This is a genomic window from Flavobacterium sp. J49 (genome assembly GCF_011742145.1).
In the GTDB taxonomy this organism is placed as follows: Bacteria; Bacteroidota; Bacteroidia; order Flavobacteriales; family Flavobacteriaceae; genus Flavobacterium.
In genome coordinates, this window is the sequence record NZ_JAAQQU010000105.1 from 573,443 (window position 1) to 598,947 (window position 25,505).

Consider the following 25,505-nt stretch of genomic DNA (forward strand, 5'->3'; position numbering starts at 1 on the left):
TAAAAAGGGATTAGGGAAAAGGGATAAGTTCTCTAATCACTGTATAAACTAATCCCTTATCCCTTTTAACTTATTCCTAATCAGAATGAAACCCATCATAGAAACCAGCCGCTGTTATCTCAGAGAATTATCCGTTGCTGACGCGCAACATTTCTATGATTTAAATGCCGATGCAGAAGTCATTAAATATACCGGTGATAAGGCTTTCGATAATGTGATGGAAGCAAAGTCATTTTTGGAAAATTACAATCAATACCAACTTTACGGTTACGGCCGTTGGGCTGTGATTGCCAAAAGCGATGGGGAATTCTTGGGTTGGTGCGGTTTGAAAAATTCCCCTGATTTGGAAGAAGTTGATTTAGGGTTTCGATTCTTCCGAAAATATTGGAATCAAGGTTATGCCACCGAAACCGCCAAAGCCTGTATCGAGTATGGTTTCAACCATTTGCAACTAACAAAAATAGTAGGAAGAGCGATGGAACTCAATAGGGCCTCAATCAAAGTCTTAGAAAAAACAGGCATGACGTTTGTAGCCAAATTCGAGTTTGATTTACATGATGGTGTTTTATACCAAATAGAAAAAAATTTCCATATTCCTTAAAACTAATTCCTAAGACATGTACATTCCCGACTTATATAAAAACGAAAACCAAGAAGACATTCACAACTTCATACACCAAAACGGCTTTGCTATTTTGGTCAACCAAACCAATGGCAAATTGTGGGCAACGCACACGCCACTGATTTTGGAAACCAATGCCGAAGGAAAACAGATTTTAGTTGGGCACATTTCTAAAGCCAATCCGCAAGCGGAAAGTTTTAAAAACAGTGATGATGTATTGGCTATTTTTTTGGGTGCCCATACTTATATTTCTTCTTCTTGGTATGACCATGAAAATGTTCCGACTTGGAATTATCTCGCTGTACATGTTTACGGAAAAGTAAAAGTTTACAACCATGATGAAGCAATCAATTTCCTTAAAAAATTAGTAGATAAATACGAGGCCAAGTCCGAAAAACCCATTCGCATCGAAAATCTGTCGGAAAAGACCATGCGGGAAGCCCGTGGAATTGTTGCTTTTGAAATTGAAATTACCAGGATCGAAGCCCAAAAGAAATTATCGCAAAACCGCGATGACAAAAACTACCAAAACATCATTTCCGAATTAGAAAAAACCAATGACAATCAAGCCATTGACATTGCTAACGAAATGAAAAAGAACCGATAGGAAATTGTTAAAAATCCCTTGATTATTGCGCTTAGAATAACTACATTTGCAACCCTTTTTAAAGTCAAAAAAAGCCTATGTTATTAACTCTATTCTGTCTATTCATCGCCGTTGTTGTTGTTCAGTTCTTGTATTATGTTGTAGTATTTGGCAAGTTTTCTTTTGCTAAACCACAAGCCGCAACTCCAAAGAGAGTACCTATTTCAGTGATTGTTTGTGCCAAAAATGAAGAAGAGAACGTGAAGAAGTTTGTCCCGCTTTTGGCGGAACAAAATTACCACACTTTTGAAATCGTTTTGATTGACGATGCCTCTAGTGACAATACCTTAGAGATTTTTGAAACATTTGAAAAGCAATATCCCAATATAAAATTGGTCAAAGTAGAAAATAACGAAGCGTTTTGGGGCAATAAAAAGTTTGCTTTAACCCTTGGTATCAAAGCAGCCAAACATGAATACCTATTGTTTACCGATGCCGATTGTTATCCAACGTCCAAAGATTGGATTACGAGTATGAGTTCGCAATTTACCGCTCAAAAGAATATTGTTTTGGGATATGGCGCTTATGAAAAAATCGCTAATTCGTTTTTAAATAAAATCATCCGCTTTGAGACCTTACTCACGGCAACCCAATATTTTTCATGGGCCAAAATCGGAAAGCCTTATATGGGTGTAGGTCGCAATATGGCTTACAAACGCGAAGAGTTTTTCAAAGTACGTGGGTTTATGGACCATATGAAAATTCGTTCCGGTGATGACGATTTGTTTATCAATCAAGCCGCAACCGGAGAAAACACAACCGTTTGTTACATGCCTGACAGTTTTACTTACTCTGAGCCGAAAACTTCCTTTAAAGAATGGTTTACCCAAAAGCGTCGTCACGTATCTACAGCTAAACATTATAAAATATTTGATCGGAATCAATTGAGTATTTTTTATGCTTCACAATTGTTGTTTTTGTTTTTGCCGATTGTATTATTGGTATTTCAATTCCAATGGATTGCAGTCGTTAGCATCATCGGTTTCCGTTATTTATTTGTCTGGTTATCAATGGGATTTGCAGCCGGAAAGCTTAAAGAAAAAGATGTGATGTATTGGTTTCCAATCATAGAAATTATTTTGATTTTCACCCAATTAAATGTATTCATTACCAATACGTTTTCAAAACCGGTTCATTGGAAATAAACAAATACATAGAGAAAGCCAAGAAAGGTGATCAAGTAGCCTTTACCTTTTTGCTCGACCATTATTGGAACGAAGTGTATGGTTTTATGCTCAAGCGAACCGAAAACGAAACTGATTCGGAAGATATTACCATAGAAACTTTTTCGAAAGCTTTTGATAAAATTGCCACTTACAACCCCGAATTCCAATTCAACACTTGGTTGATTGCCATTGCCAAAAATGTGCACATCGATATGCTTCGCAAAAAAAGGTCAACCATATTTGTCGAAATCACTGATGAAGAAGACCAACAAGCCTACAATGTTGCCGACAGTTCACCATCAGCTGAAGATGAATTGATTACCGAACAAAACCTGTCTCGCCTACTCCAATTCATCAAAGAATTGAAACCACATTATCAAGAAGTCATTCAGTTGCGCTACTTTCAAGAAATGAGCTATCAGGAAATTGCAGAACAATTGAACGAACCGTTAAGTAACGTTAAAATCAAATTGCTTCGCGCCAAAAAATTATTGGCAGAAATCATCGAAAGCAAAAAATAATCTACTTTTTTATATTTTATCTAAAGCTTCCCAACCTTTTGGGGAAATATGCCATCTATATAGATAAATATTTAACATTATTTATACTATTTTAATATTTCCTGCGTTATAACATTAAACACCTCGCTTATGTAGTATAAATACTTAACTCTAAAACCATATAATTATGTCAAACGTTAGTATTTATGAAAAAAACTGGATTGATCTGGTTTTTGAAGGCAAAAACAAAGCCTACGGCGCTTACCAATTGCGTCAAGAAAATGCAAGAACTTCATTATTAGCTCTTATTGGTGGTGTTACTTTCTTTTTATCAGCAATTGGTGCGGGATTGTTTTTAACTTCTTTTGGTGATGTTCCGGTTGACGAACCAAAACTTGTATTTGAAGATTACGAAATCACTCCGGTTGATTTGACACCCAAAAAAGAAATAGAAAAACCGGCGGCTCTAAAAAAAGAGCAACAAGCACCAAACACTGTCGAGCCGAACAATCTTTCCCGCATGGTAGTTACTGAAACAGAAAGAGCTACAGACAATGTTCCAACCAATAATGAACTACGAGAAACACCTCCTCCATCAGAAGGCAACGGCACCGGAACTATTCCTACTACATCCGGTAGTGAAGGCGGAAGTAGTATTATTGACGAAGTTCCAAGCGGAACCGGAGTTGAAACCACAAACAATTTGGATGTACTTCCAAAATATCCGGGCGGTATCGAAAAATTCTACGAATATGTTGTTCGAAGATTTGAAAGACCGGAAATTGATGAGGATGGAAACGTAACGATGAGTGTCATGATGTCATTTGTGATAGAAAAAGACGGAACATTGACCGATATAAAAGCCATCCGCAGTACCAATTACCAATTAGAAAAAGAAGCCATTCGTTTGCTAAAAGCTTCCAAAGTAAAATGGGAACCGGGCATTAAAAACGGAAAACCGGTAAGGACCTTGTTTATGTTACCCATAAAAGTTAAACTTTAATTCCTTAAAACCGCCTCCTTTACGAGGCGGTTTTTTGTTAACAAAAGTTGGAAAGATTAACAACGATTTAGAGTTTAAAGATTTTAATTTCGGTTAAATATTGGTATTATTGCAACCATGAAGCTTACCTTGATTTCCTTTCTTCTAACAACGCTTTTCTACTTCTCCGGTCCAACGGCAGGGATTCACTATTTTATTCCTAAAAGCCAAGCAAATTTTGACAGCACCCTAATTACAATTCCTTTTAATGTCAAATTCAGTCAAGTATCAGAAGCCTATGTCAACGAAAAGAAACCAAAGATTGATTCGTTTTACAACAAGTTTATTAACTCGCCTTACTATAGCGGCAGTTTTTTGGTGGCCAAAAACGGTCGCATCATTTATGAAGACTACAAAGGGTTTTCTAATGCCAAAACCGGAAAGAAAATCGATGCCAATACCGCTATTCACTTGGCTTCTGTAAGCAAAGTATTGACTGCAACTGCCATCTTGAAATTGGTACAAGAAGACAATCTTATGCTCGATCAAAAAGTAACCGATTGGATTCCGAAATTTCCTTATAAAAAAACCACCATCAGAACGTTATTGAACCACCGAAGTGGTTTGCCACACTACTCCAACTTTCCCGGCATTATGAAAAAAGCTTGGAACAGAAAAAAAGTGTTGACCAACCGAGATATTTTGGATTTGATGATAAAGCAAAAATTCAAACCCGTTTTTGCGGATAATACCCGTTTTGATTATTGTAATACCAACTATATCATTTTGGCCCTAATTATCGAAAGAGCCACCGGTCAAAACTATCGCGATGCTATGCAAACGCTGATTTTCAAACCCCTTGGCATGAACAATACTTTTGTGTTCAATTATGAAACCGATAAAGATACTGTTTGCAAGTCCTACAGAGCCAGTACCATTTTCCCTTGGGATCAATATGACAATTTGTATGGTGATAAAAACATTTACGCTACGCCGAGAGATTTGGTGAAGTTTGACCTGGCCACTTATTCCTCTGACTTTATCAAACCCGAATTGCTTCAAGAAGCTTATTATGGCTACAGTGCTACTCATGTGGCCAAACCAATTAAGGATTATGGTTTAGGTATGCGCATGCGTTTTTTACCTCCAAACGGAGAAAAGATGGTGTACCACAACGGTTGGTGGCATGGCAATAACACTTCATTTGTGCCGGTCAAAAAAGATACCGTGACGGTGATTTGTTTGGGAAATAGATACTCCAACAGGCCTTACGCCACCTTAAGCATGGTGAGCAGTCTTTTTTATAAAAAGAAAACTGAAATAGAAACGCCTGTGCCGACTGAGTTGGAAATGGGAGAGTAAATTATTTATATTTTAACTTCGGGAACCAAATAAATTCCGTCGTCCTTGATCTCGATGCGTTTATCTTTGTACAATGCGCCGATGGCTTTCTTGAAAGTCTTTTTACTCATCTTCAACACCGTTTTAATGTCTTCGGGATGACTGTTATCATTGAGCCTCAAGAAACCTCTGCTGGCTCTTAGTTCGTATAATATCTTTTCGGCATTGGGCTCCACATTACTGTAGCCAAACTTATGTAAAGTGACGTCAATTTTATTGTCAGGACGAATCGTTTTGATGTAACCGGTCATTCTGTCTCCGGTGCGGATGTCTTCATACACTTGGTCTTTGTATAACAAACCTTTGTGAATATCATTTATGATAACATTGATTCCTAGTTCGGTAATATGAGAAATGATTAAATCCACCTCATCACCTACGGCAACGGTCAAATTCTCATTGCTCAAAAACTGATTGGTTTTGCTCGATGCTACAATTCTGTTGGTTTTTTCATCGATATAGGCAAATACCAAATAGCGTTTGCCTTTTTCCATCGGTCTGGCTTGTTCTTTGAAGGGAACGAATAAATCTTTCTCCAGACCCCAATCGAGGAAAGCACCAAATTTGTTGACATAATTCACGCGAAGCAAACCAAACTCATCCATCAAAATATAAGGTTCCAAAGTTGTTGCTACCGGTCTTTCTTCGTGATCAAGGTATACAAATACAATGATTTCATCGCCTACGGTATATTCCTTTGGCACATATTTTACCGGGAGTAAAACATCGGTTGTACCGTCGGTTAAAAAAAGACCAACTTTGGTTTCACGTGCAATAGTTAGTGTATTGTAATGCCCTATTTTCATTTTGAATGCTTGTAATTTTCTTCTGCAAAGATAGCTAAATTAGAAACTTGAATTTGAATAATAAAAAATGTAGTTTTACTGAGTGTAACAAAACCATGACTTACACTACTAACGGGCTATGAGTGACAATCTAGAACAATCATTTGTAAAACAGCTGAAGGAGAACCAGAACATCATCCACAAGATATGTCGGTTATACACCAATGGCGAAGACGCACACAACGATTTGTTCCAGGAAATTACCATTCAGCTATGGAAAGCTTTCCCAAAGTTTAGAGGTGAATCTAAATTTTCGACTTGGGCCTATCGCGTGGCGCTAAATACCGCCATTACACTTTATCGAAAAAGCACACGAACTGTTTCAACGATTACTTACGAAGGACAAAAACATTTCTTAAGTCAGGAAGATTACAATTTAGAAGAAGAAGAACAAATCAAATTGATGTACCAAGCCGTGCAGCAGTTGAATGATATTGAAAAAGCTTTGGTTTTCCTATATCTTGAGGACAAAGATTACACCGAAATATCGGAAACATTGGGAATTAGCGAAGTCAATGCCCGTGTAAAAATGAACAGAATTAAAGGAAAATTAAAAAAGATACTAAATCCCTAAGGATTATGGAAGAGTTGGATTTATTGAAAAAAGCCTGGAAAAAGGATACCCATTCTTATGAGCAGGTCTCGGAGACTGAAATTTACAAAATGATACATAAAAAATCATCGTCTATTGTTAAATGGATTTTGATAATCAGTATTCTTGAGTTTGCCTTATGGGCATTGGTAAACATTGTATTTAATACCGATGATGCCATTAAGAGTTTACACGCCGAAAATTTTGCCGTTTATTTGAAAATATTGACCTATATAAATTACGCCGTTGTGGTTTTCTTTATCTATAGTTTTTACCGAAACTACGCCAAAATCTCAGCGATTACGTCTACAAAACAATTGATGCAAGACATTATCAAAACCCGAAAAACAGTACAATACTATGTTTGGTATAACTTGTTCATGATTTTCATCAGTACCATTTTGGGCTTTGTGATGGCTTTTGTTTACAACCCGAAAATGAATGCCTTAAAAGATCAAATTGCACATGAGGACAGCTATTTAACCCTTTCCAAAACAATTTGTATTATTATAATAACTTCGGTAGTATTTGTCGGTGTCTTTTGGTTGATTTACCAACTGATTTACGGCATCTTGTTGCGCAAACTCAACGCCAATTATAAAGAACTCAAAAAAATAGATTTGTAACATGAAAAAAGCCCTATTGTTTGTTTGTTCGCTTTTCATCAGTTTGGCTTATGCCCAAAAAAGCGAAAACTCATTGTTGTGGAAAATCTCCGGAAACGGATTGTCAAAACCCTCTTATCTATTCGGCACCATTCACATTACTTGTGATGCTGCTTTATCAGAAAAAGTAAAAAAAGCTTTAAACAATACGCAACAACTATGCTTGGAACTCGACATGGATGATGCTTCAATGCAAGGGCAAATGCTCAACAGCATGCTCATGAAAGATGGCGTAACTATGAAATCTCTAGCCACCGAAGCCGATTTTAAAGTAGTAGATGCTTTCTTAACCAACAATATTGGCTACTCTGCCGAAATGCTCAATCCGGTGAAACCGTTTATGATTTCTACCATGTTGTATCCTAAAATGTTGGGCTGCGAAATGCAATCGGTAGAAACCGAATTGATGAAAATAACCAAATCCCAAAACGAAGAAATCATAGGATTAGAAACCGTAGCCGAACAATTGGCCGTTTTTGATGCTATTCCGTATCAGGAACAAATGAACGAATTGGTGATTACCGCCAAAGACAATATGCAACGCGATAAAACCGAACTATCCGAAATGATGGCGCTGTACAAAACCGAAAATGTTGAAGCCATGGTAGCTTTTACCGAAAAGTCTCCCAATGCAATGACCTCTAAATACAGTGACATCCTGCTTAAAAACAGAAACCAAAACTGGATTAGCCGCATTGATAAAATTGCCAAAGACAAACCCACCTTCTTTGGGGTTGGCGCCGCACATTTGGGCGGACAACAAGGCGTAATTGCCTTGCTTAGAAAAGCAGGTTTTACAGTAGAGGCAGTCATTAATTAAGCGATAAGAGATAAGTTAAAAAGGGATAAGTTAGCAATAGCTTATCTTTTTTTTTATAACAGTAACAAGGTCTTCGACTCCCGACAGCTATCGGTACAGACTGACAAAGTGCCTGCGATTGTTATCAGTTTAAAATAAAAATATGTTTTCAAACAAAATACAATTGATTATAGGGTTGTCACACTAATCCTTTCGAAGCGCTTCTCCTCTTCCCTTTTCTACTCAATAAACTAAAAAACTCAATGCTGCGAGTCTCGAAGGAGGTTTATTTTTTTTGGCTAAAAAACTATTTTACCGACATATTACAAATTGCATTTTTGCTATTTTTTCTTCAGCAGACCTTAATTGTTGCATTTCAACAATTTTCCATGACAATGGTCGGTTTTTTTTTAGCATCGATTAGTTTAGAATTAGCTTTGTAACAATGGTAGTTCTTGTTAACTTTTTTAAAGTGCGATACATTAAAAAATATAATAAGGTACTGTTATAAATGTATTTTTAACCTATTATAATTTATTATTCTCATGAAGAAAATTATTTTTTTATTTGTTATGACAGCTTTTACTTTAAGCTGCAGCAATGAAAACGCAGAGCAAAACGAAACCGCAAAAGGATCTGCTAACTCTACCAGCAACTGGGGTGATTACAACATCGCCGTGACTGTAAGTCCCGATGGTTCTCAATGGACATACAACATTACCCGTGCAAATACCAAAGCAAAAGCATTAAGTCACTTTATTATTGACTTAAACAATTGTGGTGAGGAGAGTGCTACTTTTGCCAACATTGTTTGGGCTACAGTAAACGGAAACCCGGCCAATTTATCTCAAACTGAAGGCTCAGGAACCAATTGTAACCCACAGGGTACCACTACCAACTTTGTAAAGTTTGATGCGCTTCCTTCCTCAAATTCATGGGTGTTAATTTTAAAATTTGACCGAGGTTATGAAACATTCTCAACAGCAGCAGGATGGATTAAAGCTGGTTCTTCATGTAGCCAAGGTGTAATTACAGCTCCGGGATGTCCTATTGAAGAATACTGTTCTTTTTCGCAAGGATTTTTCTTTGCTAACGGATCGGTAAATAACGGAGCCCAATTGTTGTGGACAAACGGTGTTACCATTGGTGGTGTAAACTACTCGCAAGCACAAGGAAATATGGCATGGGATATTGACCATGGCCCTGGTGGAGATCAAACGATGAATGCTTTTTTCCAATTGGCTGCCGTGCGTTTAAGTGGAATTGAAAGTCAAGTAGCTGCTGATGTTGCCATTATTGACACTTACTTTACCGGAATTAACATCTTTGCTAACTTAGCAACGACTACCGGTATGAACTCATACAGTTATTTCAATTTGCCGGCTACCTCAAATATGGTAACTAAAGCGCAAGCTATTGCAGCCGGTGGCAGAATAGGAAGCTATATTGATGCCAACCATTGTGAATAATTATTGACTACAGTATTAAACCAAAACACAAAACCTCTTCACTTTTAGTCGAAGAGGTTTTTTTATTGCGTAAGAGTTATAGTTTGAAAGGGAATATTTATATTTGAGAGAAAGAACTTAGATAATAATACTTATAAACAAGTAATACGATCGCTTTAAACCACCATAACGGAAAAGATGAAGAAATTTGGAATTCTGCTTCTGACAATAATCATTTCGATATTACTCGCAGCCTTTTATGGCGCAATTCATGACCAAGTAACTTTTTCAATTTCACCAGAATATTTTACTGTATTCAAATTTGAACAATTTGGCTTTTTAGAATGGGGAAACAAAAATCCGAGAATGACAACAGCACTTATTGGCGTTTTGGCAACTTGGTGGGTTGGGCTATATATTGGAATCTTTCAAGGATTAGTCGGACTTATACATAAAGACCATAAGTTAATGTTCAAATATGTAATGAACTCAATTTTTATAACTTTAGGAATTACGATTTTGTTTGGTTTTATTGGCTTTCTGATTGGCAAATTTGACAATGAAGTTTATTCTAATTGTTGTTTTCCATATGAAATTGAAGACGGAAAAAATTTTATGATTGTAGGTTCTATTCATAATTATGGTTACACCGGTGGAGAAATTGGAGCTCTAATTGGAATTGCGTATCAAATAATAATGAGAAAAGAGGCTATCGTATAAAAGCGGTTTTGCATTATTGCTGGTTTTTCTTGAATTGCACTTTTATCTTTACGAAAATATTCTATCTTAGCAGATAGTACGCATTCGTTGGCGTCACAACAAACGAAAATAATGTAAATCACAGAATGTATGATTATAGAGATAGCTAAATGGACATTAATTGCTTTTGGAATATTCTTCATCTGTGCTGGTGAAATTATGCTATTTAGACCTGAGATTGCTTTGAAAACTTTAAGAAAAGCTGGAAGCACAAACTTTATAAATTATGCTGAAATTACCATAAGAATGATACCTGCAACTGCATTGGTTATATATTCAGATTTATCTAAATATCCTGATTTTTTCAAATTATTCGGATGGTTTATGCTTATAACTTCCTTAATTCTCTATTTTGTTCCAAGAAAATTACATCATAACTTTTCTAATAAATGTGCTGACTTTCTAAAACCATTTTATTTCCAATTAATTGCTCCTTTATCAATATTTATTGGAATAAAAATAATAACATCTGTAACTTAAAAACTCTTACTAAGAATAAGAACTACCGCTAACAACAGTCTGCACCTATCCACTAGCGTAGTAAAACAAAAAAACTCATTACAAAGTATTTAGCTTATAAAAAGGTCTTCGACTTCCCGATAGTCATGAGGACAGACTGACAATTTGCCTGCGATTGTTATTAGATAAAATAAAATCCATTTTCAACCAAATACAATTGATCATAAGGTGTTTTCATAAGCTTGGCTAGCACTGAGCTTAGCCGCAGTGTCGAAGAACTTCTCACCACTATCATCTAAAAAAAATCCCCTCATTACAAGGGGATTTTCTTTTTATAAACTAAGTCAATTAGTTTTTTACATACAGTTCTATGACGCCATTAGCATCTTTTAACTTTAACTCGGTAAGGGTAAGATTAACAATATCTTGTACTTTAGTCACACCGTCAATAACCGTTGTTAAGTTATTGTGTGATCTGGAATAAATTCCTGAGTTAACACCTAATGCACAGTCAGAAACCGTTGAATCATAATCTCCTTTAGTGGCGGTATTATCTACATTCAAGTCAAGATAATCTTTGTTGCAACCGGCTTCGTTTTGCGGTGCATCAATTAAGGTTTCTTCACCGCTTATGGTAGTGCCAACTTTGGTTATATTCCATTTCCCGGTTAAAGGAGCCAGGGTTTCACCATCATTGTCATCTTTACTGCAAGAGGTTACGATCAATCCGGTGCTTAATACCAGGGCGAGTAATACACTTTGATTCTTCATTTCAATTTATTTATAATGTTAGAGACGAAATTAGGCGTAATACTTCGAGCAAGCGTTGTAGAATTATGTATTTAACTTGTATAATTATTTTAGCTAAACTAAGACACAAAAAAATCCCTCTTCCTGAGGGATTGTTAGGGCTGCCTTTTATTACTGATTATCGGGCAACTTGGTCGACTTACCAACGGTTAGTTTTATATGCCGACCGGGTTGCAGAAACTCGATTTTGGTTCGGTTGGCATTCAGTCTCATTTCGGCGTGGCTTACTCCATTTTTTAAGGCGTAAAGTATGTCATTAGCATCTTTCTTTGAAGCAATAATTTGGTATTCAAATTTAAGATCCGAAAGGAATAGTATTACCTCATTCTTATTTAAATCTAAGAACACAAACGAATAGGCATTCCCTTTTATATCACAATCTCCATTGCGCATGGGCTTTTCATCAATGCAATACTGCTGAACATTAAAAACTTGCTTTTGGGCATACACTCCCATAGTTAGCCAAAAGAACATAAAAATCGTTTTCATAATTTGTCTTTGAGGATTTGAAAAGATACAGACAAAAGTCAAGCCAAACTAAACTCAAAACCTTTACCATTTACTTTTTGAAATTTTAGCTGAGCGAATAACCATTTCTTTTGACTACCTTACACCAACATTAATTTTAAACAAAATGAATAATTCAAAAATTATAGGGGCTGTACTCATTCTTATCAGCTTGGGCTTAGGTTACTTAGGTTATACTAAAATAGCTGACAGCTCGGCTTCGGTAAATGTGTTGGGTGTAAAAATTGACGCTTCTAATGAATCGGGGAAACAAGAAGGCTATCTGTTCGTTGGACTCGCTGTTGTTCTTTTTGCCGGAGGAATTTACACGATTAATAAAACTAAAAACTAGCAACGGTTTAAACCGTATTTATCCGTTAGTAATGCTTGTATCTTCTTTATCCACTTGCCATTTGCGAAGTTTATTGAGGCGTTCTTGCTCTGCAATCTCCTCAGCAGGAATCACCTTTAAGAACGAAGGATGTTGTTCAATGGCATATTCTACTTTTTCTACAATTTGCTCTATGGTTTCGTTGTCGTAATCAATCACCAAAGGTTCTTTGATGATAAACGATTGCAGGATGTTTTTCTTTTTGACCCGCAGTCCTTTTTTATCAAACGCGCGACGGAAGCCATCGATTACAATAGGCACAACTATAGGTTTGTGTTGTTTGATGATGTGCGCCGTTCCTTTTCGTACCGGTTTAAATGACTTGGTTGTTCCTTGCGGAAAGGTAATGACCCAACCGTCTTCGAGCGCAATACGAATGTTCTCAGTATCATTAGGATTTACTTCTCTTTTTTCTGTCACATCTTTACCGCCTGAACGCCAAGTACGTTCTACAGTTATAGCGCCAACATAAGCTAAAATTCGAGGCAGTAATCCGGCTTTCATGGTTTCGCTGGCGGCTACATAATAAATATTCATTTTGGGTTGCCACAAATAGCCCACATTTTTGATATTGTCTACACGACCCGAAAGACTGGCATTGAACACGTGAAACATTGCTACGACATCAGCAAAGTACGTTTGGTGATTGGAAATAAACAAGACATTCTTATCGGGTAAGCTTTTGATGATTTCCGAGCCTTCGATATGGAGTTCGTTAAATCCGCGATACCTGCGATGCGTCAAAGCACCGAAGATGCGGATTAACCATTTTTTGATAAAGAGTATATGACCAAAAGGATTTCTTTTTAACAATCCCATAATTCATTTTTTAGGAACGCAAATCTACAAAAACTTAAACTTATAAAACCAATTTCAAAGTATCTTTCAATTCGCTCAACATCATGGCGGTGGCACCCCAAACAAAATGATCATTGACCTGAAATCCTGGTACTTCAATACTACCGGCATAGGAGGTCTTCATCTTGGTATTTACTATAATACTGTCATCCATGAAATCGGCAAAAGGGAACTCAACCATGCCTGCGACTTCATCTTCCTGTAAAATAAATTCCAATTCGCTTTCGCTGTAACCCAAGTATGGATACACCATAAAATTGCTCGGCGGAATATAAACTTCGGTAAAAGCGCGAACTACCTTAACATGATTGGGATGAACTCCTATTTCCTCATGGGTTTCCCGAAGTGCGGTTTGGCTTAAATCAGCATCAAAATCTTCCACTTTTCCACCCGGAAAGGCTATTTGAGAAGAGTGAACACCATTATAACTGGTGCGAAGAATTAGGGCCAAATGGGTTTGGGAAGCTTTCGGATAAAAAAGCATCATCACCGCCGCTTGTTTTGGAGTAACTTTATTAAAATCGATGGCTTTGATTAAGTCTAATCGATTGGCCGGTGCCATTTTTGCATGCGCTTGCGTTGCCGGTAGCTCGACATTTTGTATTTTTGGCGTGTATTTTAAAAACTCTTCGAAGTGCATCATTCCTGGTTTTAGAAATATAAAGTTACCTTAAAAAAATAACGCACACCAACTTTTACAACAATAAAATGTACAGCAAAGAAGAAGCCCAACGCATCAAAAAAGAATTTTGGACCGCATTTGCCGAAGCTTATCCGAGGAAATGGTTGTTGTATGACACTAAGATTAAAGACGTTACTTTCAAATTTTATATCGACAATAAAAAAGCACAAGTACTCTTAGACATAGAGCCCAAAGACGAAGAAAAGCGTAAAATTTATTTTGAAAAAATAGAATCCCTCAAAACAATTCTACTAGAGGAATACTTATCGGAGGCCATTTTAGAGCGCAATTTTTATTTGGAAAACGGCAAAGTGATTAGTAGAATTTGGGTCGAAAAATTGGGAGTAAGCCTAAACAACAAAAATTATTGGCCTGAAATTTTTGATTTTTTCAGCGATACCATGACGCAATTTGAATTTTTCTTCTACGAATACGAAGACTACATTAAAGACTTGGAAACCAATACTTAACGAAGGATTATATCTTTAACCACTTCCTTGCGCAATTCTTCATTAATCATGGTGATGATTTTTTGTTTACCGTAACTCAACTCTTCGCGCAAGACGGCAGAAGTCAACGAAACATATAAAGTTGAGCCTTTCAAAACCACTTCTTTGGTATAACTGTTGACTCCATTGCCCATGAGCGATTTCCAAGCTTCCTGCACGTCTATCTTGTCCATGCCACCTTGGAGTTTGTTGGTTTCGATAAACGCTTTTAAAACCTCGCCTATCGAACTTTCGTTGCTGAGTCTTTTGGCCATTACTTTAAAGAAAAAGGTTCGTATTTTTTATAAGTATAAATAAGATTCTGTTTGTTTTTGAGTACCAAAGTCGAATCTTCGATAGTGATGATTTCTTCGTTCCATTTCCCATAGTCGGTTTTGCACTCAATAAAATAAGTATTCTCCTTTTCAAACACTTTAAGACTTTCTTTGATGCCGTTGGTTTTATAAGTCCCATCCAATTGCGGCATTACCTTTTGGCGAAAACCTTCATTGTTTTTTACTTCAAAAAAATCAATAGTTTCATTGACTTTATAGTCTTTGGTTTCGCCATTGGCCAAAGTCACTTGCTTAATTTCCCAATAGCCGTTGAGCTTGGTTAAATCTTCTTTTTTGACTTCTGTTTTACAGGACATCAATAAGAAAGCAATCAGTATAAAAGCTATTTTTTTCATGCGGTTCTAAGAGTTTAACACCTTCACAAATTTAATTTTTTAAGTTTAGAAAGCGGGTAAAATAAAAATTAATATTATCAACATTAAACTATTTATTACATTTAAAGTCCAAAGAAAAAATTCCAATAAGATGAAAAAGATATACCTCCTTGCTTTCATTTCCTTTTTAATGTTGAATTGCAGTTCAGACTCTTCTGAAAGCGAACCAATTACCGAAGCAATGTACTTTCCGCCGAATGATGGTAGTAATACCTGGGAAACCAAATCTATGACTGATTTGGGATGGAATCAAAATGCCGTACAACCTTTATTGGATTACTTAGAACTGAAAAATACCAAATCGTTTATCATTTTGGTCAACGGAAGAATTGTGATGGAAAATTATTTCAATGGTCATTCGGCTTCAACGCCATGGTATTGGGCCAGTGCCGGTAAAACGCTGACGGCAACCGTAACCGGAATAGCACAAGAAGAAGGTTTAATCAATATTAATAACAAAGTTTCGGATTATTTGGGAACCGGTTGGACCAGCGCACCATTGGCCAAAGAAAACTTGATTACCTGTAAAAATTTATTATCAATGAATTCGGGCTTGAACGATGCTTTAGGTGATGATGTCTCTCCGGCCAACTTGCAATACGTAGCTGATGCCGGAACGCGATGGGCTTACCACAATGTTTATGTAAAACTTCAAGATGTGGTGGCTCAATCCAGCGGACAAACTTGGACGAACTATTTTAACACCAAACTTAGAGACCGAATCGGAATGACCGGTGGTGCTTGGATAAATAGCGGTGACGGCTTGAGTGTGTATTGGAGTACAGCACGTAATATGGCTCGTTTTGGGCTGCTTTCTTTGAACAAAGGAAATTGGGATGGTAATACTATTGTAAGTCAGGGTTATTACAACCAAGCCACTACCACTTCACAAACCTTAAATCAAGCTTACGGTTATTTGTGGTGGTTGAACGGAAAATCTTCTTATCGCTTGCCCGGACTTCAGTTTGAATTTAACGGCACATTGATGTCTAATGCACCTAGCGATATGTATGCGGCCTTGGGCAAAAACGACCAAAAGATTTATGTGGTTCCAAGTATGAAAATGGTCATCATCCGAATGGGAAATGTGGCCAATCCGGACAATCCTACTTTTGCTTTATCGGGTTTTGATAATGAGTTGTGGGATAAAATCAACGATTTATACGAATAGTCTATTTTCTGTTAAGCAAACGAATAGTAGCATAAACAAACAAGACGAAAGCAATCAATCGCAATCCCATAAAAATATTGGGCAATGGTTTTTCAATAAAATAGCTCAATGCTGCAATTCCTATACTAATGGAGATTAATTTTATTGGTGCTGTTTCTTTAAAGAAAGACAAAACTTTATTCATGTTATTTATTTAAAAAACGAATCTACGAACTCAAATTTATTAAAAACCTGCAAATCTTCAATACCTTCTCCCACACCAATGTATTTTACCGGTATTTGAAATTGGTCTGAAATTCCAATTACTACACCACCTTTGGCAGTTCCGTCTAATTTGGTTACAGCTAAACAAGATACTTCGGTTGCGGCGGTAAACTGTTTGGCTTGCTCAAAAGCATTCTGACCGGTCGAACCATCTAAAACCAACATCACATCGTGTGGTGCGTCTTCGACTACTTTTTGCATTACGCGTTTTACTTTGGTCAGCTCGTTCATCAAATTGACTTTGTTGTGCAAACGACCGGCGGTATCAATAATTACGATATCAGCGTTTTGGGTTACAGCGCTTTGTAAAGTATCAAAAGCCACCGAAGCAGGATCACTTCCCATCTGTTGTTTTACTAATGGAACACCTACTCTGTCGGCCCAAATTTGCAATTGATCAATCGCTGCAGCGCGGAAAGTATCGGCTGCGCCCAAAACTACTTTGTAACCGGCTTTATTGAATTGGTGGGCTAATTTACCGATGGTGGTAGTTTTACCTACACCGTTTACACCAACCACCATTAAAACATAAGGTTTTTTGTTAGCCGGAATCGTAAACTCGGTTTCTTCACCAGATTTGGTTTCGGAAAGTAACCCGGCGATTTCCTCTCTTAGAATTAAGTTTAATTCTTCGGTTCCTAGGTATTTATCACGAGAGACGCGCTCTTCAATTCTTTCAATGATTTTAAGAGTTGTATTCACTCCGACATCAGAAGACACTAACACTTCTTCCAAATTGTCTAAAACTTCATCATCTACTTTAGATTTTCCGGCTACGGCTTTGGTTAGTTTGGAAAAAAAAGACGTTTTAGTTTGTTCTAAACCTTTGTCTAAAGTCTCCTTTTTTTCGGAGGAAAATATTCTTTTAAAGAAACTCATTGTAGTGGGTTGTAAATTCGAATTTGTTCGACAAATATAAAAATAAAAAAGCTACTTCCGAATGAAAGTAGCTTTGATGTATAGTGTTTGTTGAATTATTTCTTGTTAAGGAAACTATCTACCTCTTCAGGAGTCATAATTGCTTCCTGGAAAGTGTAAGCACCTGTTTTAGGAGATTTCACCATTTTGATCGCTTTGGTTAATCTTTTAGATGCTGTTTGTAACGTTGCAACGGTTTTCTTTGCCATGACTTATATTGTTTATTATGAAATTTTAAATGTATAAAACCTCTAATTATTTAATTTCTTTGTGAACAGTCATTCTCTTTAAGATTGGATTAAATTTCTTAATCTCTAATCTGTCCGGAGTATTTTTTTTGTTTTTGTTTGTAATGTAACGAGAAGTTCCAGGTAAACCTGTTCCTTTGTGCTCTGTACACTCTAAAATAACTTGTATTCTATTACCTTTCTTTGCCATCTTACTTTATTTTTATTTGGATCGAATTATTTAATAAATCCTTCAACTTTTGCTTTTTTCAAAACAGCAGCCAATCCATTTTTATTGATTGTTTTAATTGTAGACGCAGCTACTCTTAACGTAATCCATCTGTCTTCTTCAGCAAGATAGAAACGTTTTTTAACTAAGTTAACAGAAAATTTTCTCTTAGTTTTGTTCATAGCGTGAGAAACGTTATTTCCTACCATCGCTCTTTTACCTGTAAGGTCACAAACTCTTGACATTATGCTTTTCTTTTATCGTTATTCAAAATCAGGGTGCAAACTTACGCAAAATATATTGTAGTAACAAAAAAATTATGACAGAAATTTTAAAATTTCTTTCTGCAATATTTCAAGTGCTTTATTTGACGTTCTATCTATCACTTTTTCACGAGGTTGGCCAAAGTTAAACTCCGCCACCAGTACTTCATTTGGCGTAGCCAAAGCAATAAAAACAACCCCTACTTCTGCTTTTCCCGGTTCAGAAGTTGGTCCGGCATTACCGGTTGTAGCCAAAGCATAATCGACTTTCATCATTATCTGAATATTCTGTGCCATTGCTTTCGCCACTTCAGCGCTGACAACGCCGTATTGGTTGATCAGCTCCGAATCAACACCTAAGACGTTTATTTTAGCTTCTTTGGAATAACTCACCACGCTTCCTTTGAAATAATGAGAGGCACCGGCTACCGAAGACAGCATTTGGGCAATTTTACCACCGGTACAACTTTCGGCCGTCGCGATGGTTTTGCGTTGTTGGGTAAGTAATCTCCCGATGATTACTTCTATGGTTTCGTCTTCATCAAAACCAACGATAATATCGCTGATGAGTTTGGTTAATGACGCTACGTTTTCGGCTATTTTTTTTTCTAATATTTCTTTATCTAAACCTCTTGCTGTGAGTCGCAATCTGACTTTCCCCGGACTTGGTAAATAGGCCAATTTAATAAAATCCGGCAAGTTGTTTTCCCAGTTTTCTATTTTCTCCGCTATTCTGCTTTCGCCTTCACCATACGTCATGATGGTTTTGTGTAAAATATAAGGCCGTTCGTATTCTTTAACGATTTTCGGAACAATTTCAAAATCGACTAAATACTTCATTTCATAAGGCACTCCGGGTAACGAAACGAATACCGTGTTTCCTTTTTTCATCCACATTCCGGGTGCAGTGCCCATTTTGTTAAAAAGCACTTCACATTTGGAAGGCACTAAAGCTTGGTCACGGTTTAACTGAGTAATCGGTCGTTTGTAAAAACCTTCAATAATTTCAGTTACATGAGCTAAAACATTTTGGTTCTCGACCAAAGTATCCTCAAAATACTCACAGAATGTCAGTTTGGTGATATCATCTTTAGTTGGCCCTAAACCACCGGTTATGATGACCAAGTCGACTTTGTCCTGCAAGGCTGCAAAAGTGTCTAAAATATGCTGTTTGTCATCGGAAATGGAAAGCATTTCGTGGGTTTGTACCCCAATTTTATCTAAAGCTTTGGCGATGTAACCTGAATTGGTATCGACTATTTGCCCGATGAGTATTTCGTCGCCGATGGTGACTATGGTTGCTTGCATTTTTTTTTTGAGTTGCTGAGTGACTGAGTAGCTAAGTTACTGAGTTTTATATTGCTGACAAATAAACAAATCGATAACTGTTTAGCCCCGGTTGGAGTGTAAATCCTCGAAGAGATTGAAACGGAAAACGGGAACTGCCATACCTGATAGTTCCCGAACCATTGCTACGCCAGTTCGCTATCGCTCGTGTCGCTTCTGATTTTTATACTTCGAAATCTTTTTTAATTTCTTTAATGGCTTTTTCCACTTGACTTTGGATGCTGGCAAAAGTATCGTTGATTTCTTTGCGCTTGCCTTCTCTTTTGGTCCAGGCTTCTACCTGAAGAATTTCTTCAAACGCCACTGACATCCCCAATAAATCAAGCGTTGGTTTTATCTTGTGTGCGTAGGCATAAGCCAGTTTATGATCTTTTTCCTTGATACCCAATTCAATTTGTTTCAAGTCTTCGGGTACTTCGGTGACGAACAAAGTGATAATTTGCATTACAAATTCGGGGTCGTTGTCTGAAAGCGCGTATACTTTCGCTAAGTTGTAGTTTATAGCCATTATTTTATGTGTAATCTTAGTAGTTTTTTATCTTCTATAAATCCTTCAAGGACGTCATTTGGTGTCACTTTGGCCACTCCTTCGGGAGTTCCGGTAAAAATAACATCTCCTTTTTTCAGGGTGAAATATTGTGAAACGTAAGAGATAATCTCATCAATTTTCCACAACATGTGGCCGGTATTTCCTTTTTGAACGGTTTTTCCGTTATTGGTCAACTCAAAAGTAATATTTTCCACCGAATTAAAATTATTTATCGGTAGAAAGTCACCAATTATCGCTGAACCGTCAAAAGCTTTGGCTTTTTCCCAAGGTAAACCCTTCTCTTTCAGCCTATTTTGCACATCTCTGGCGGTAAAATCTATTCCTAATCCAATCTCGTCATAGTACTTGTGAGCAAACTTTGCATCGATGTACTTGCCCATTTTGTTGATTTTGACAATCACTTCAACCTCGTGGTGAATATCATTACTGAACTCCGGAATGACAAAAGGCGCTTTATCCGGCAAAATGGCTGAATCGGGTTTCATAAAAATTACCGGTTCCTCCGGTCGCTCATTGTTGAGTTCGGCTATGTGGTTGACGTAATTTCTTCCGATACAGATGATTTTCATTTCTTATAGTAGCTAGTGACTGAGAGGCTGAGTTTTATTTAGTATTTAATTTTCTTAACTTAATTCCGGTTAATACTTTCTTAGTGTATAATGGAAACTCGGCGTTTTGTATCCAACCGAAATAACCCGGTTCTTTGTCCAGAACCTCATCGACTAAAGCGCCTTTGTGTTTGCCAAAAGTAAATATTTCTTTTCCTTCGGCATTCAAGGCGATAAAGCCTGCAAAATCGACTGACTTTTTACGGGTGGTAAATTCTGAAAGCGTTTTCATATCGTTTTCCAAATCTTCGTAACGGTCTAATTGTGCTTTTAGGATTTCATAGGTTGCCATGGTGTCGGCCTCAGCACTGTGCGCATTTTCAAGGCTTCCGTTGCAATAAAATTTATACGCTGCACTAAGCGTTCTTTCTTCTTTTTTATGGAAAATAGTCTGTACATCTACTGAAACACGGTTTTTCATATCGAAATCGACTTCAGCACGCAACAACTCTTCCGCCAACAACGGAATATCGAATCGGTCCGAATTGAATCCGGCCAAATCAGCATCTTTAATCATGGCATGCACCTGACCGGCCAATTCTTTGAATGTGGGCTCGTTGGCTACTTTTTCATTAGAAATACCGTGTACGGCTGTGGCTTGCGGTGGAATTGGAATCGTGGGATTCACCAACCAGGTTTTGCTTTCTTTGTTTCCGTTGGGATAGACTTTGAAAATCGAAATTTCTACGATTCGGTCTTTGGCGACATCAATTCCTGTGGTCTCTAAGTCGAAGAAGCAAATAGGTCTGTTGAGTTTTAATTCCATTCTGAAAAGTTAAGTCACAAATATAAAATATTGCGCTTACCGTTTATCGATATTTTAATAAAGATTTATGATTTTACCATAAAAAAACCCATTCGAAAGAGGAATGGGTTGATTTATAATTGTTTGAATTTGAAACTATTTTGGCGTATCAAATTTATTAATAAGTAAATCCATCTTTTTATGTAAGTCTTCAAAGAAATGATTAGGTGCTTTGATGATGATTTCGAATCCTTCATTTTTAAAATCTATTTTCGGTGGAGATTGAATGCTTTTGTCTTGGTTTTCTTCGAATAAATAATCAATGGAAATCTCCAAAGCATCGGCGAGTTTCTTAATGTACTCGTGTTTGATACTTTTGCCTTGTTCCCAATTTCCGATAGTAACTTGACTCACGCCAACAGCATAAGCCAACGATTCTTGGGAAATCTTTTTTTGCTCTCTAAGGGTTCTGATTTTGATTCCGGTGGTCATAGTTAAGTGGGTTAGCGTTAAAAGTGTTTTGAGAAAGTCAATGCTTTAATCAACTATACTAATAACGTGATATTTAGGATTTTATTATATGATGCATTCTGAAATTTAATAATAAAACTTTTAATAAATAGCGGCTCTCTTTTTAAAATTATCAGCTTTCTTTTAGGAATTGGAAATCCTTATCTGCAACTTTACTCTTTAATTTAAAACTTCAAAACGATATGGAAAGCTTTACGTAATCTCTAAAACAACTTTCATCATGAAACCCTTTGAAAAACGTAACGTAAAATTCCAAATGAAATCGGTCTTACTTGTCTTTTTAACCCTGCCGATTATGTCTAACGCGCAATCAGATCTTACCGCCATAGTAAGAGGCAGCGAAATTTTAGTAGGTGGTTTGATTACCATTTTCACTTCTTCTAAAACCAATCCGAACAGCACTACTGTAGAAAGTGTCTGTATCAAAAACAAAATGGCCGACAAAGTGACTTTAATCATTACGCGACCAACTGAAGAAGGCGACGAAATCAAAAAAGAATTGGTTATTCAAAAAGACAGTAAAGAATGTTTTTACGACTTGCCCAAAGGCATTTACTCCTATGAAATACTATTGTCCAGTGAAGAAATTTATAAAAAAGGCGAATACCGAATTAAAGACAAAATGGTAATCACTTTAAAAGAAGACCAGAAAGAAGAATCCAAAGAAAACGCCAAAGAAGTTGGCAAAAAAGAAGAAACAAAAACCCCGACTGATTAGTCGGGGTTTTTCTATTTTTAATATTCTCTGTTTACATCAAATGCTTCCAAATATTCAGCTACGCGTTTTACAAAACTTCCGCCAAGTGCGCCATCTACCACTCTGTGGTCATAACTGTGCGACAAGAACATTTTTTGTCTGATACCGATAAAATCACCTTCCGGCGTTTCGATAACGGCTGGCACTTTTCTAATTGCGCCCAACGCTAATATTCCCACTTGCGGTTGGTTGATAATCGGTGTTCCGAAAACTGAACCAAAAGTTCCAACATTCGTTACGGTATAAGTTCCGCCTTGAGTATCGTCCGGTTTTAGTTTGCCGGCTTTGGCGCGGTTGCCTAAATCGTTTACGGCTTTCGCCATACCTACCAAGTTCAATTGGTCTGCATTTTTAATTACAGGCACAATTAAGTTTCCGTTGGGTAATGCAGCCGCCATTCCAAGGTTGATATTTTTTCTTTTAATGATAAAATCTCCGTCAACTGAAATATTCATTCCCGGGAAATCTTTCAAGGCTTTCGCCACAGCTTCCATGAAGATTGGGGTGAAAGTTAGTTTTTCGCCTTCTCTTTTCTCGAAAGCATTTTTAACGCGATCTCTCCATTTTACAATATTGGTCACATCCACTTCAATAAACGATTGTACGTGAGCCGAGGTTTGTACCGAAGCGACCATATAACCGGAAATCAGCTTGCGCATTCTGTCCATTTCCACAATCTCGTCGCCGCCGTTTACAGAAACAGGAGCAGCTTGAGTTGTCGGTTGTCGGTTGTCGGTTGTCGGTTGAACTGATTGACTTGTGGCTAATGGCTTTTGTCTATTGCCTATATACTTTAAAATATCTTCTTTAGTAACACGACCATCTTTTCCGGAACCGGCTATGTTTTCCAATTCTGTCAATGAAATGCCTTCCGCAGTCGCGATGTTTTTCACCAATGGCGAGAAAAATTTATCTGAGGATTTAAAATCGGCCGGTGCAGCGATAGCAGCGGCTACTTCTACTGTTTTTGCTACTTCTGCAACCGGTGCAGCAACTTCTTGAGTTACCGGAGCAGCAGCAACGCTTCCTCCTTCTGTCTCAATAATAGCAATGGTTTGGCCTACTTTTACCACATCATTGACTTGGAACAAAATTTCGGTTAAAACACCCGAAACTTCGCTTGGCACTTCGCTGTCTACTTTATCGGTAGCGATTTCCAAAACGGCTTCATCGGCTTCGATTTTTTCACCTACGCTTTTTAACCAATTGGTAATCGTTGCTTCTGCAACACTTTCTCCCATTTTGGGTAATTTCAATTCAAACTTTGCCATATTGATAATCTAAAGTTGTATTTTGTTGTTTCGATTGCAAAATTAATAAAAGAAAATACGATTTATACACTTTTCTACAAATTAATCACTTCTCCTCTATCGTTACTACTGTTACTTCCTATAATAAAATTGCTTCCAATAGGTAACAATTTAAAAGTAAACGACTTGTTTTTGTTTTCTTCCAAAAAGGCAATGGCTTTTTTAAAACCTAAATAATTGGTATCTAAAATTACTTCTGTGTTTTTTGCCTTCGAAATCGTTTGCGAAATTACTATTTTCCCGTTTTCTAAAAGCGTTCTTTCGACACTTTTTTGCAATTTGGTTGCTAATTTTTCTTTTAACGCTTCATTATCAGAAACTAATATATATTGATTGGGTTTTACTTTAGGCTGTGATTTACCTTTAAACACTTTTACTATCGAAAAATAAAACGCACCAAAACGCGCCATCAGATTGAAAAACAACGAACGTTTAAAATGCTTTTGATAGAAGTAATTCATAAATCCTCTGAAATGCTTCATGTAAGTCGCATCTTTCACCGTGCTTTCGCCTTTGTAATGAATCACGGTCGTTTCGTGAAAATAACAGTTCTGTTTTTGCAACAACAAAGCGCGATACGACAAATCGATATCATCGGCATACATAAAACAGTTTTCGTCGAAACCTCCTAATTCATTGTACAATTCGCGTTTCATCACCATAAAAGCGCCTACGAGAATATCGACTTTACCGGTTTGGTTTTCGGCTAGATCTTGAGCGTAATATTTATTGAACATCGATGACTTCGGGAAAATTTTGTACAAGCCAAAAATCTTAGTAAAAGCCACCCATGGTGTCGGAATACCGCGTTTGCTTTCCGGAAGAAAGTTTCCTGTGCCGTCAATTAACTTACAACCTACAATTCCTAAATCGTCCCTCGACTGCGCTTGGGATGACACAAATGACAATAATTTTTCAAATGTATCTTCGCTTACAACAGTATCCGGATTTAAGATGCACAAATATTCGCCTTTGGCTTCTCTGACGGCTATGTTATTGCCTTTTGGAAAGCCTGAGTTTTCTTTGTTTTCGATGAGTTTGACATTTGGGAAACGCTGCTTCATCATGGCGCAACTGTCATCAGAAGAGTTGTTGTCAATAACGATAATTTCGGCATCCAAATTTTGAATGGCTTTTTGCACACTCAAAACACAGAGCTCTAAAAAGTAGCGCACATTATAATTAAGGATGATAACCGATAGTTGCATTTGACAAATATAATCTACTTTTGCAAA

At 37.0% G+C, this 25,505-nt stretch carries 35 protein-coding genes; 16 read left to right on the top strand and 19 right to left on the bottom strand.

The genetic code is table 11. From position 1 onward, the window contains the following. Positions 1-85 precede the first annotated feature (85 nt). The 6 genes from HA632_RS13360 to HA632_RS13385 all read left to right on the top strand — a co-directional run bounded on the left by HA632_RS13360 (position 86) and on the right by HA632_RS13385 (position 5,278). Positions 86-601, top strand: a complete 516-nt coding sequence (locus HA632_RS13360) for a GNAT family N-acetyltransferase (RefSeq protein ID WP_176307693.1) — start codon at positions 86-88, stop codon at positions 599-601. A 16-nt stretch (positions 602-617) separates the two neighbouring features. Next, positions 618-1,229, top strand: coding sequence for an FMN-binding negative transcriptional regulator (locus HA632_RS13365; RefSeq protein WP_176307694.1), 612 nt, complete (start codon positions 618-620; stop codon positions 1,227-1,229). Positions 1,230-1,306: 77 nt separating this feature from the next. Beyond that, positions 1,307-2,413: a glycosyltransferase gene (locus tag HA632_RS13370; RefSeq protein ID WP_176307695.1), complete on the top strand. Its 1,107-nt coding sequence runs from the start codon at positions 1,307-1,309 to the stop codon at positions 2,411-2,413. Beyond that, positions 2,404-2,955, top strand: a complete 552-nt coding sequence (locus HA632_RS13375) for an RNA polymerase sigma factor (RefSeq protein WP_176307696.1) — start codon at positions 2,404-2,406, stop codon at positions 2,953-2,955. Before HA632_RS13370 ends, HA632_RS13375 begins: the two co-directional genes overlap by 10 nt. Positions 2,956-3,121: 166 nt before the next feature. Continuing rightward, the gene (locus HA632_RS13380; protein WP_176307697.1) at positions 3,122-3,937 is read left to right on the top strand and encodes an energy transducer TonB; all 816 of its coding nucleotides are present in this window, start codon (positions 3,122-3,124) and stop codon (positions 3,935-3,937) included. A gap of 117 nt (positions 3,938-4,054) precedes the next feature. After that, positions 4,055-5,278 carry a serine hydrolase gene (locus HA632_RS13385; protein WP_176307698.1) on the top strand — a complete coding sequence of 408 codons (1,224 nt, stop codon included), beginning with the start codon at positions 4,055-4,057 and terminating at the stop codon, positions 5,276-5,278. A 5-nt stretch (positions 5,279-5,283) separates the two neighbouring features. Here HA632_RS13385 and HA632_RS13390 read toward each other — a convergent pair whose 3' ends face one another. Next, complete coding sequence (locus tag HA632_RS13390) at positions 5,284-6,123, bottom strand: S1 RNA-binding domain-containing protein (protein WP_176307699.1); 840 nt, start codon at positions 6,121-6,123, stop codon at positions 5,284-5,286. A 118-nt stretch (positions 6,124-6,241) separates the two neighbouring features. Between HA632_RS13390 and HA632_RS13395 the strand changes: the two genes are divergently transcribed. The 6 genes from HA632_RS13395 (at position 6,242) to HA632_RS13420 (ending at position 10,905) form a co-directional block, all read left to right on the top strand. Beyond that, positions 6,242-6,736, top strand: a complete 495-nt coding sequence (locus HA632_RS13395; protein ID WP_176307700.1) for an RNA polymerase sigma factor — start codon at positions 6,242-6,244, stop codon at positions 6,734-6,736. Between the two features lie 5 nt (positions 6,737-6,741). Beyond that, positions 6,742-7,380 (top strand): hypothetical protein, encoded by a 639-nt coding sequence (locus HA632_RS13400; protein WP_176307701.1) that lies wholly within the window; start codon positions 6,742-6,744, stop codon positions 7,378-7,380. 1 nt (position 7,381) lies between these two features. Continuing rightward, the gene (locus HA632_RS13405; protein ID WP_176307702.1) at positions 7,382-8,239 is read left to right on the top strand and encodes a TraB/GumN family protein; all 858 of its coding nucleotides are present in this window, start codon (positions 7,382-7,384) and stop codon (positions 8,237-8,239) included. Positions 8,240-8,763: 524 nt separating this feature from the next. After that, positions 8,764-9,687 (top strand): hypothetical protein, encoded by a 924-nt coding sequence (locus tag HA632_RS13410; protein WP_176307703.1) that lies wholly within the window; start codon positions 8,764-8,766, stop codon positions 9,685-9,687. A gap of 177 nt (positions 9,688-9,864) precedes the next feature. Beyond that, on the top strand, positions 9,865-10,386 hold the full coding sequence (locus HA632_RS13415; RefSeq protein ID WP_176307704.1) for a hypothetical protein: 522 nt from the start codon (positions 9,865-9,867) through the stop codon (positions 10,384-10,386). Positions 10,387-10,515: 129 nt separating this feature from the next. Next, positions 10,516-10,905: a hypothetical protein gene (locus HA632_RS13420; protein ID WP_176307705.1), complete on the top strand. Its 390-nt coding sequence runs from the start codon at positions 10,516-10,518 to the stop codon at positions 10,903-10,905. A gap of 327 nt (positions 10,906-11,232) precedes the next feature. Here the strand turns inward: HA632_RS13420 and HA632_RS13425 are convergent, their stop codons facing one another. Together HA632_RS13425 and HA632_RS13430 are read right to left on the bottom strand one after the other, a co-directional pair. Beyond that, complete coding sequence (locus HA632_RS13425; RefSeq protein ID WP_176307706.1) at positions 11,233-11,655, bottom strand: lipocalin family protein; 423 nt, start codon at positions 11,653-11,655, stop codon at positions 11,233-11,235. A 150-nt stretch (positions 11,656-11,805) separates the two neighbouring features. Next, positions 11,806-12,183 carry a hypothetical protein gene (locus tag HA632_RS13430; protein WP_176307707.1) on the bottom strand — a complete coding sequence of 126 codons (378 nt, stop codon included), beginning with the start codon at positions 12,181-12,183 and terminating at the stop codon, positions 11,806-11,808. Positions 12,184-12,328: 145 nt separating this feature from the next. Between HA632_RS13430 and HA632_RS13435 the strand changes: the two genes are divergently transcribed. Continuing rightward, on the top strand, positions 12,329-12,553 hold the full coding sequence (locus HA632_RS13435; protein ID WP_176307708.1) for a hypothetical protein: 225 nt from the start codon (positions 12,329-12,331) through the stop codon (positions 12,551-12,553). An 18-nt stretch (positions 12,554-12,571) separates the two neighbouring features. Here HA632_RS13435 and HA632_RS13440 read toward each other — a convergent pair whose 3' ends face one another. Beyond that, positions 12,572-13,411: a 1-acyl-sn-glycerol-3-phosphate acyltransferase gene (locus HA632_RS13440; protein WP_176307709.1), complete on the bottom strand. Its 840-nt coding sequence runs from the start codon at positions 13,409-13,411 to the stop codon at positions 12,572-12,574. A 40-nt stretch (positions 13,412-13,451) separates the two neighbouring features. Then, entirely contained in the window at positions 13,452-14,093 is a 642-nt protein-coding gene (locus tag HA632_RS13445) for a CoA pyrophosphatase (protein ID WP_317174605.1), read from the bottom strand. Positions 14,094-14,158: 65 nt separating this feature from the next. Between HA632_RS13445 and HA632_RS13450 the strand changes: the two genes are divergently transcribed. After that, entirely contained in the window at positions 14,159-14,602 is a 444-nt protein-coding gene (locus HA632_RS13450; RefSeq protein WP_176307710.1) for a DUF4268 domain-containing protein, read from the top strand. Here the strand turns inward: HA632_RS13450 and HA632_RS13455 are convergent. Both HA632_RS13455 and HA632_RS13460 read right to left on the bottom strand, forming a co-directional pair. Further along, positions 14,599-14,895 carry a DUF721 domain-containing protein gene (locus tag HA632_RS13455; protein WP_176307711.1) on the bottom strand — a complete coding sequence of 99 codons (297 nt, stop codon included), beginning with the start codon at positions 14,893-14,895 and terminating at the stop codon, positions 14,599-14,601. The genes HA632_RS13450 and HA632_RS13455 overlap by 4 nt on opposite strands. Further along, complete coding sequence (locus HA632_RS13460) at positions 14,895-15,311, bottom strand: hypothetical protein (protein WP_176307712.1); 417 nt, start codon at positions 15,309-15,311, stop codon at positions 14,895-14,897. Before HA632_RS13460 ends, HA632_RS13455 begins: the two co-directional genes overlap by 1 nt. Before the next feature lie 130 nt (positions 15,312-15,441). On the opposite strand from HA632_RS13460, the gene HA632_RS13465 reads away from it, so the two are divergent. Beyond that, positions 15,442-16,521 (top strand): serine hydrolase, encoded by a 1,080-nt coding sequence (locus HA632_RS13465; protein WP_176307713.1) that lies wholly within the window; start codon positions 15,442-15,444, stop codon positions 16,519-16,521. 1 nt (position 16,522) lies between these two features. On the opposite strand, the gene HA632_RS13470 is transcribed toward HA632_RS13465, so the two are convergent. The 10 genes from HA632_RS13470 to HA632_RS13515 form a co-directional block, all read right to left on the bottom strand. Then, the gene (locus HA632_RS13470; protein ID WP_176307714.1) at positions 16,523-16,705 is read right to left on the bottom strand and encodes a hypothetical protein; all 183 of its coding nucleotides are present in this window, start codon (positions 16,703-16,705) and stop codon (positions 16,523-16,525) included. A gap of 5 nt (positions 16,706-16,710) precedes the next feature. Beyond that, positions 16,711-17,664: a signal recognition particle-docking protein FtsY gene (gene ftsY, locus HA632_RS13475; RefSeq protein WP_176307715.1), complete on the bottom strand. Its 954-nt coding sequence runs from the start codon at positions 17,662-17,664 to the stop codon at positions 16,711-16,713. Between the two features lie 95 nt (positions 17,665-17,759). Beyond that, positions 17,760-17,912, bottom strand: coding sequence for a DUF4295 domain-containing protein (locus HA632_RS13480; RefSeq protein ID WP_176307716.1), 153 nt, complete (start codon positions 17,910-17,912; stop codon positions 17,760-17,762). Positions 17,913-17,958: 46 nt separating this feature from the next. After that, on the bottom strand, positions 17,959-18,141 hold the full coding sequence (gene rpmG, locus HA632_RS13485; protein WP_035126304.1) for a 50S ribosomal protein L33: 183 nt from the start codon (positions 18,139-18,141) through the stop codon (positions 17,959-17,961). 26 nt (positions 18,142-18,167) lie between these two features. After that, positions 18,168-18,404: a 50S ribosomal protein L28 gene (gene rpmB / locus HA632_RS13490; RefSeq protein WP_121313180.1), complete on the bottom strand. Its 237-nt coding sequence runs from the start codon at positions 18,402-18,404 to the stop codon at positions 18,168-18,170. Between the two features lie 72 nt (positions 18,405-18,476). Continuing rightward, on the bottom strand, positions 18,477-19,730 hold the full coding sequence (locus HA632_RS13495) for a CinA family nicotinamide mononucleotide deamidase-related protein (protein WP_176307717.1): 1,254 nt from the start codon (positions 19,728-19,730) through the stop codon (positions 18,477-18,479). Positions 19,731-19,932: 202 nt separating this feature from the next. Next, positions 19,933-20,277, bottom strand: a complete 345-nt coding sequence (locus HA632_RS13500) for an Hpt domain-containing protein (protein ID WP_171222401.1) — start codon at positions 20,275-20,277, stop codon at positions 19,933-19,935. Continuing rightward, entirely contained in the window at positions 20,277-20,888 is a 612-nt protein-coding gene (locus HA632_RS13505) for a fumarylacetoacetate hydrolase family protein (protein WP_176307718.1), read from the bottom strand. The genes HA632_RS13500 and HA632_RS13505 overlap by 1 nt, the downstream gene beginning before the upstream one ends. A 34-nt stretch (positions 20,889-20,922) precedes the next feature. Beyond that, positions 20,923-21,693 carry a 3'-5' exonuclease gene (locus tag HA632_RS13510; RefSeq protein WP_176307719.1) on the bottom strand — a complete coding sequence of 257 codons (771 nt, stop codon included), beginning with the start codon at positions 21,691-21,693 and terminating at the stop codon, positions 20,923-20,925. A gap of 135 nt (positions 21,694-21,828) precedes the next feature. Beyond that, on the bottom strand, positions 21,829-22,164 hold the full coding sequence (locus HA632_RS13515) for a helix-turn-helix domain-containing protein (protein ID WP_176307720.1): 336 nt from the start codon (positions 22,162-22,164) through the stop codon (positions 21,829-21,831). A gap of 334 nt (positions 22,165-22,498) precedes the next feature. On the opposite strand from HA632_RS13515, the gene HA632_RS13520 reads away from it, so the two are divergent. Then, complete coding sequence (locus tag HA632_RS13520; protein WP_176307721.1) at positions 22,499-22,921, top strand: hypothetical protein; 423 nt, start codon at positions 22,499-22,501, stop codon at positions 22,919-22,921. A gap of 17 nt (positions 22,922-22,938) precedes the next feature. On the opposite strand, the gene HA632_RS13525 is transcribed toward HA632_RS13520, so the two are convergent. Together HA632_RS13525 and HA632_RS13530 are read right to left on the bottom strand one after the other, a co-directional pair. Then, a complete protein-coding gene (locus HA632_RS13525; protein WP_176307722.1) occupies positions 22,939-24,231 on the bottom strand; it encodes a dihydrolipoamide acetyltransferase family protein in 1,293 nt (430 codons plus the stop codon). 74 nt (positions 24,232-24,305) lie between these two features. Then, on the bottom strand, positions 24,306-25,478 hold the full coding sequence (locus tag HA632_RS13530) for a glycosyltransferase family 2 protein (RefSeq protein WP_176307723.1): 1,173 nt from the start codon (positions 25,476-25,478) through the stop codon (positions 24,306-24,308). Between the last annotated feature and the right edge of the window lie 27 nt (positions 25,479-25,505).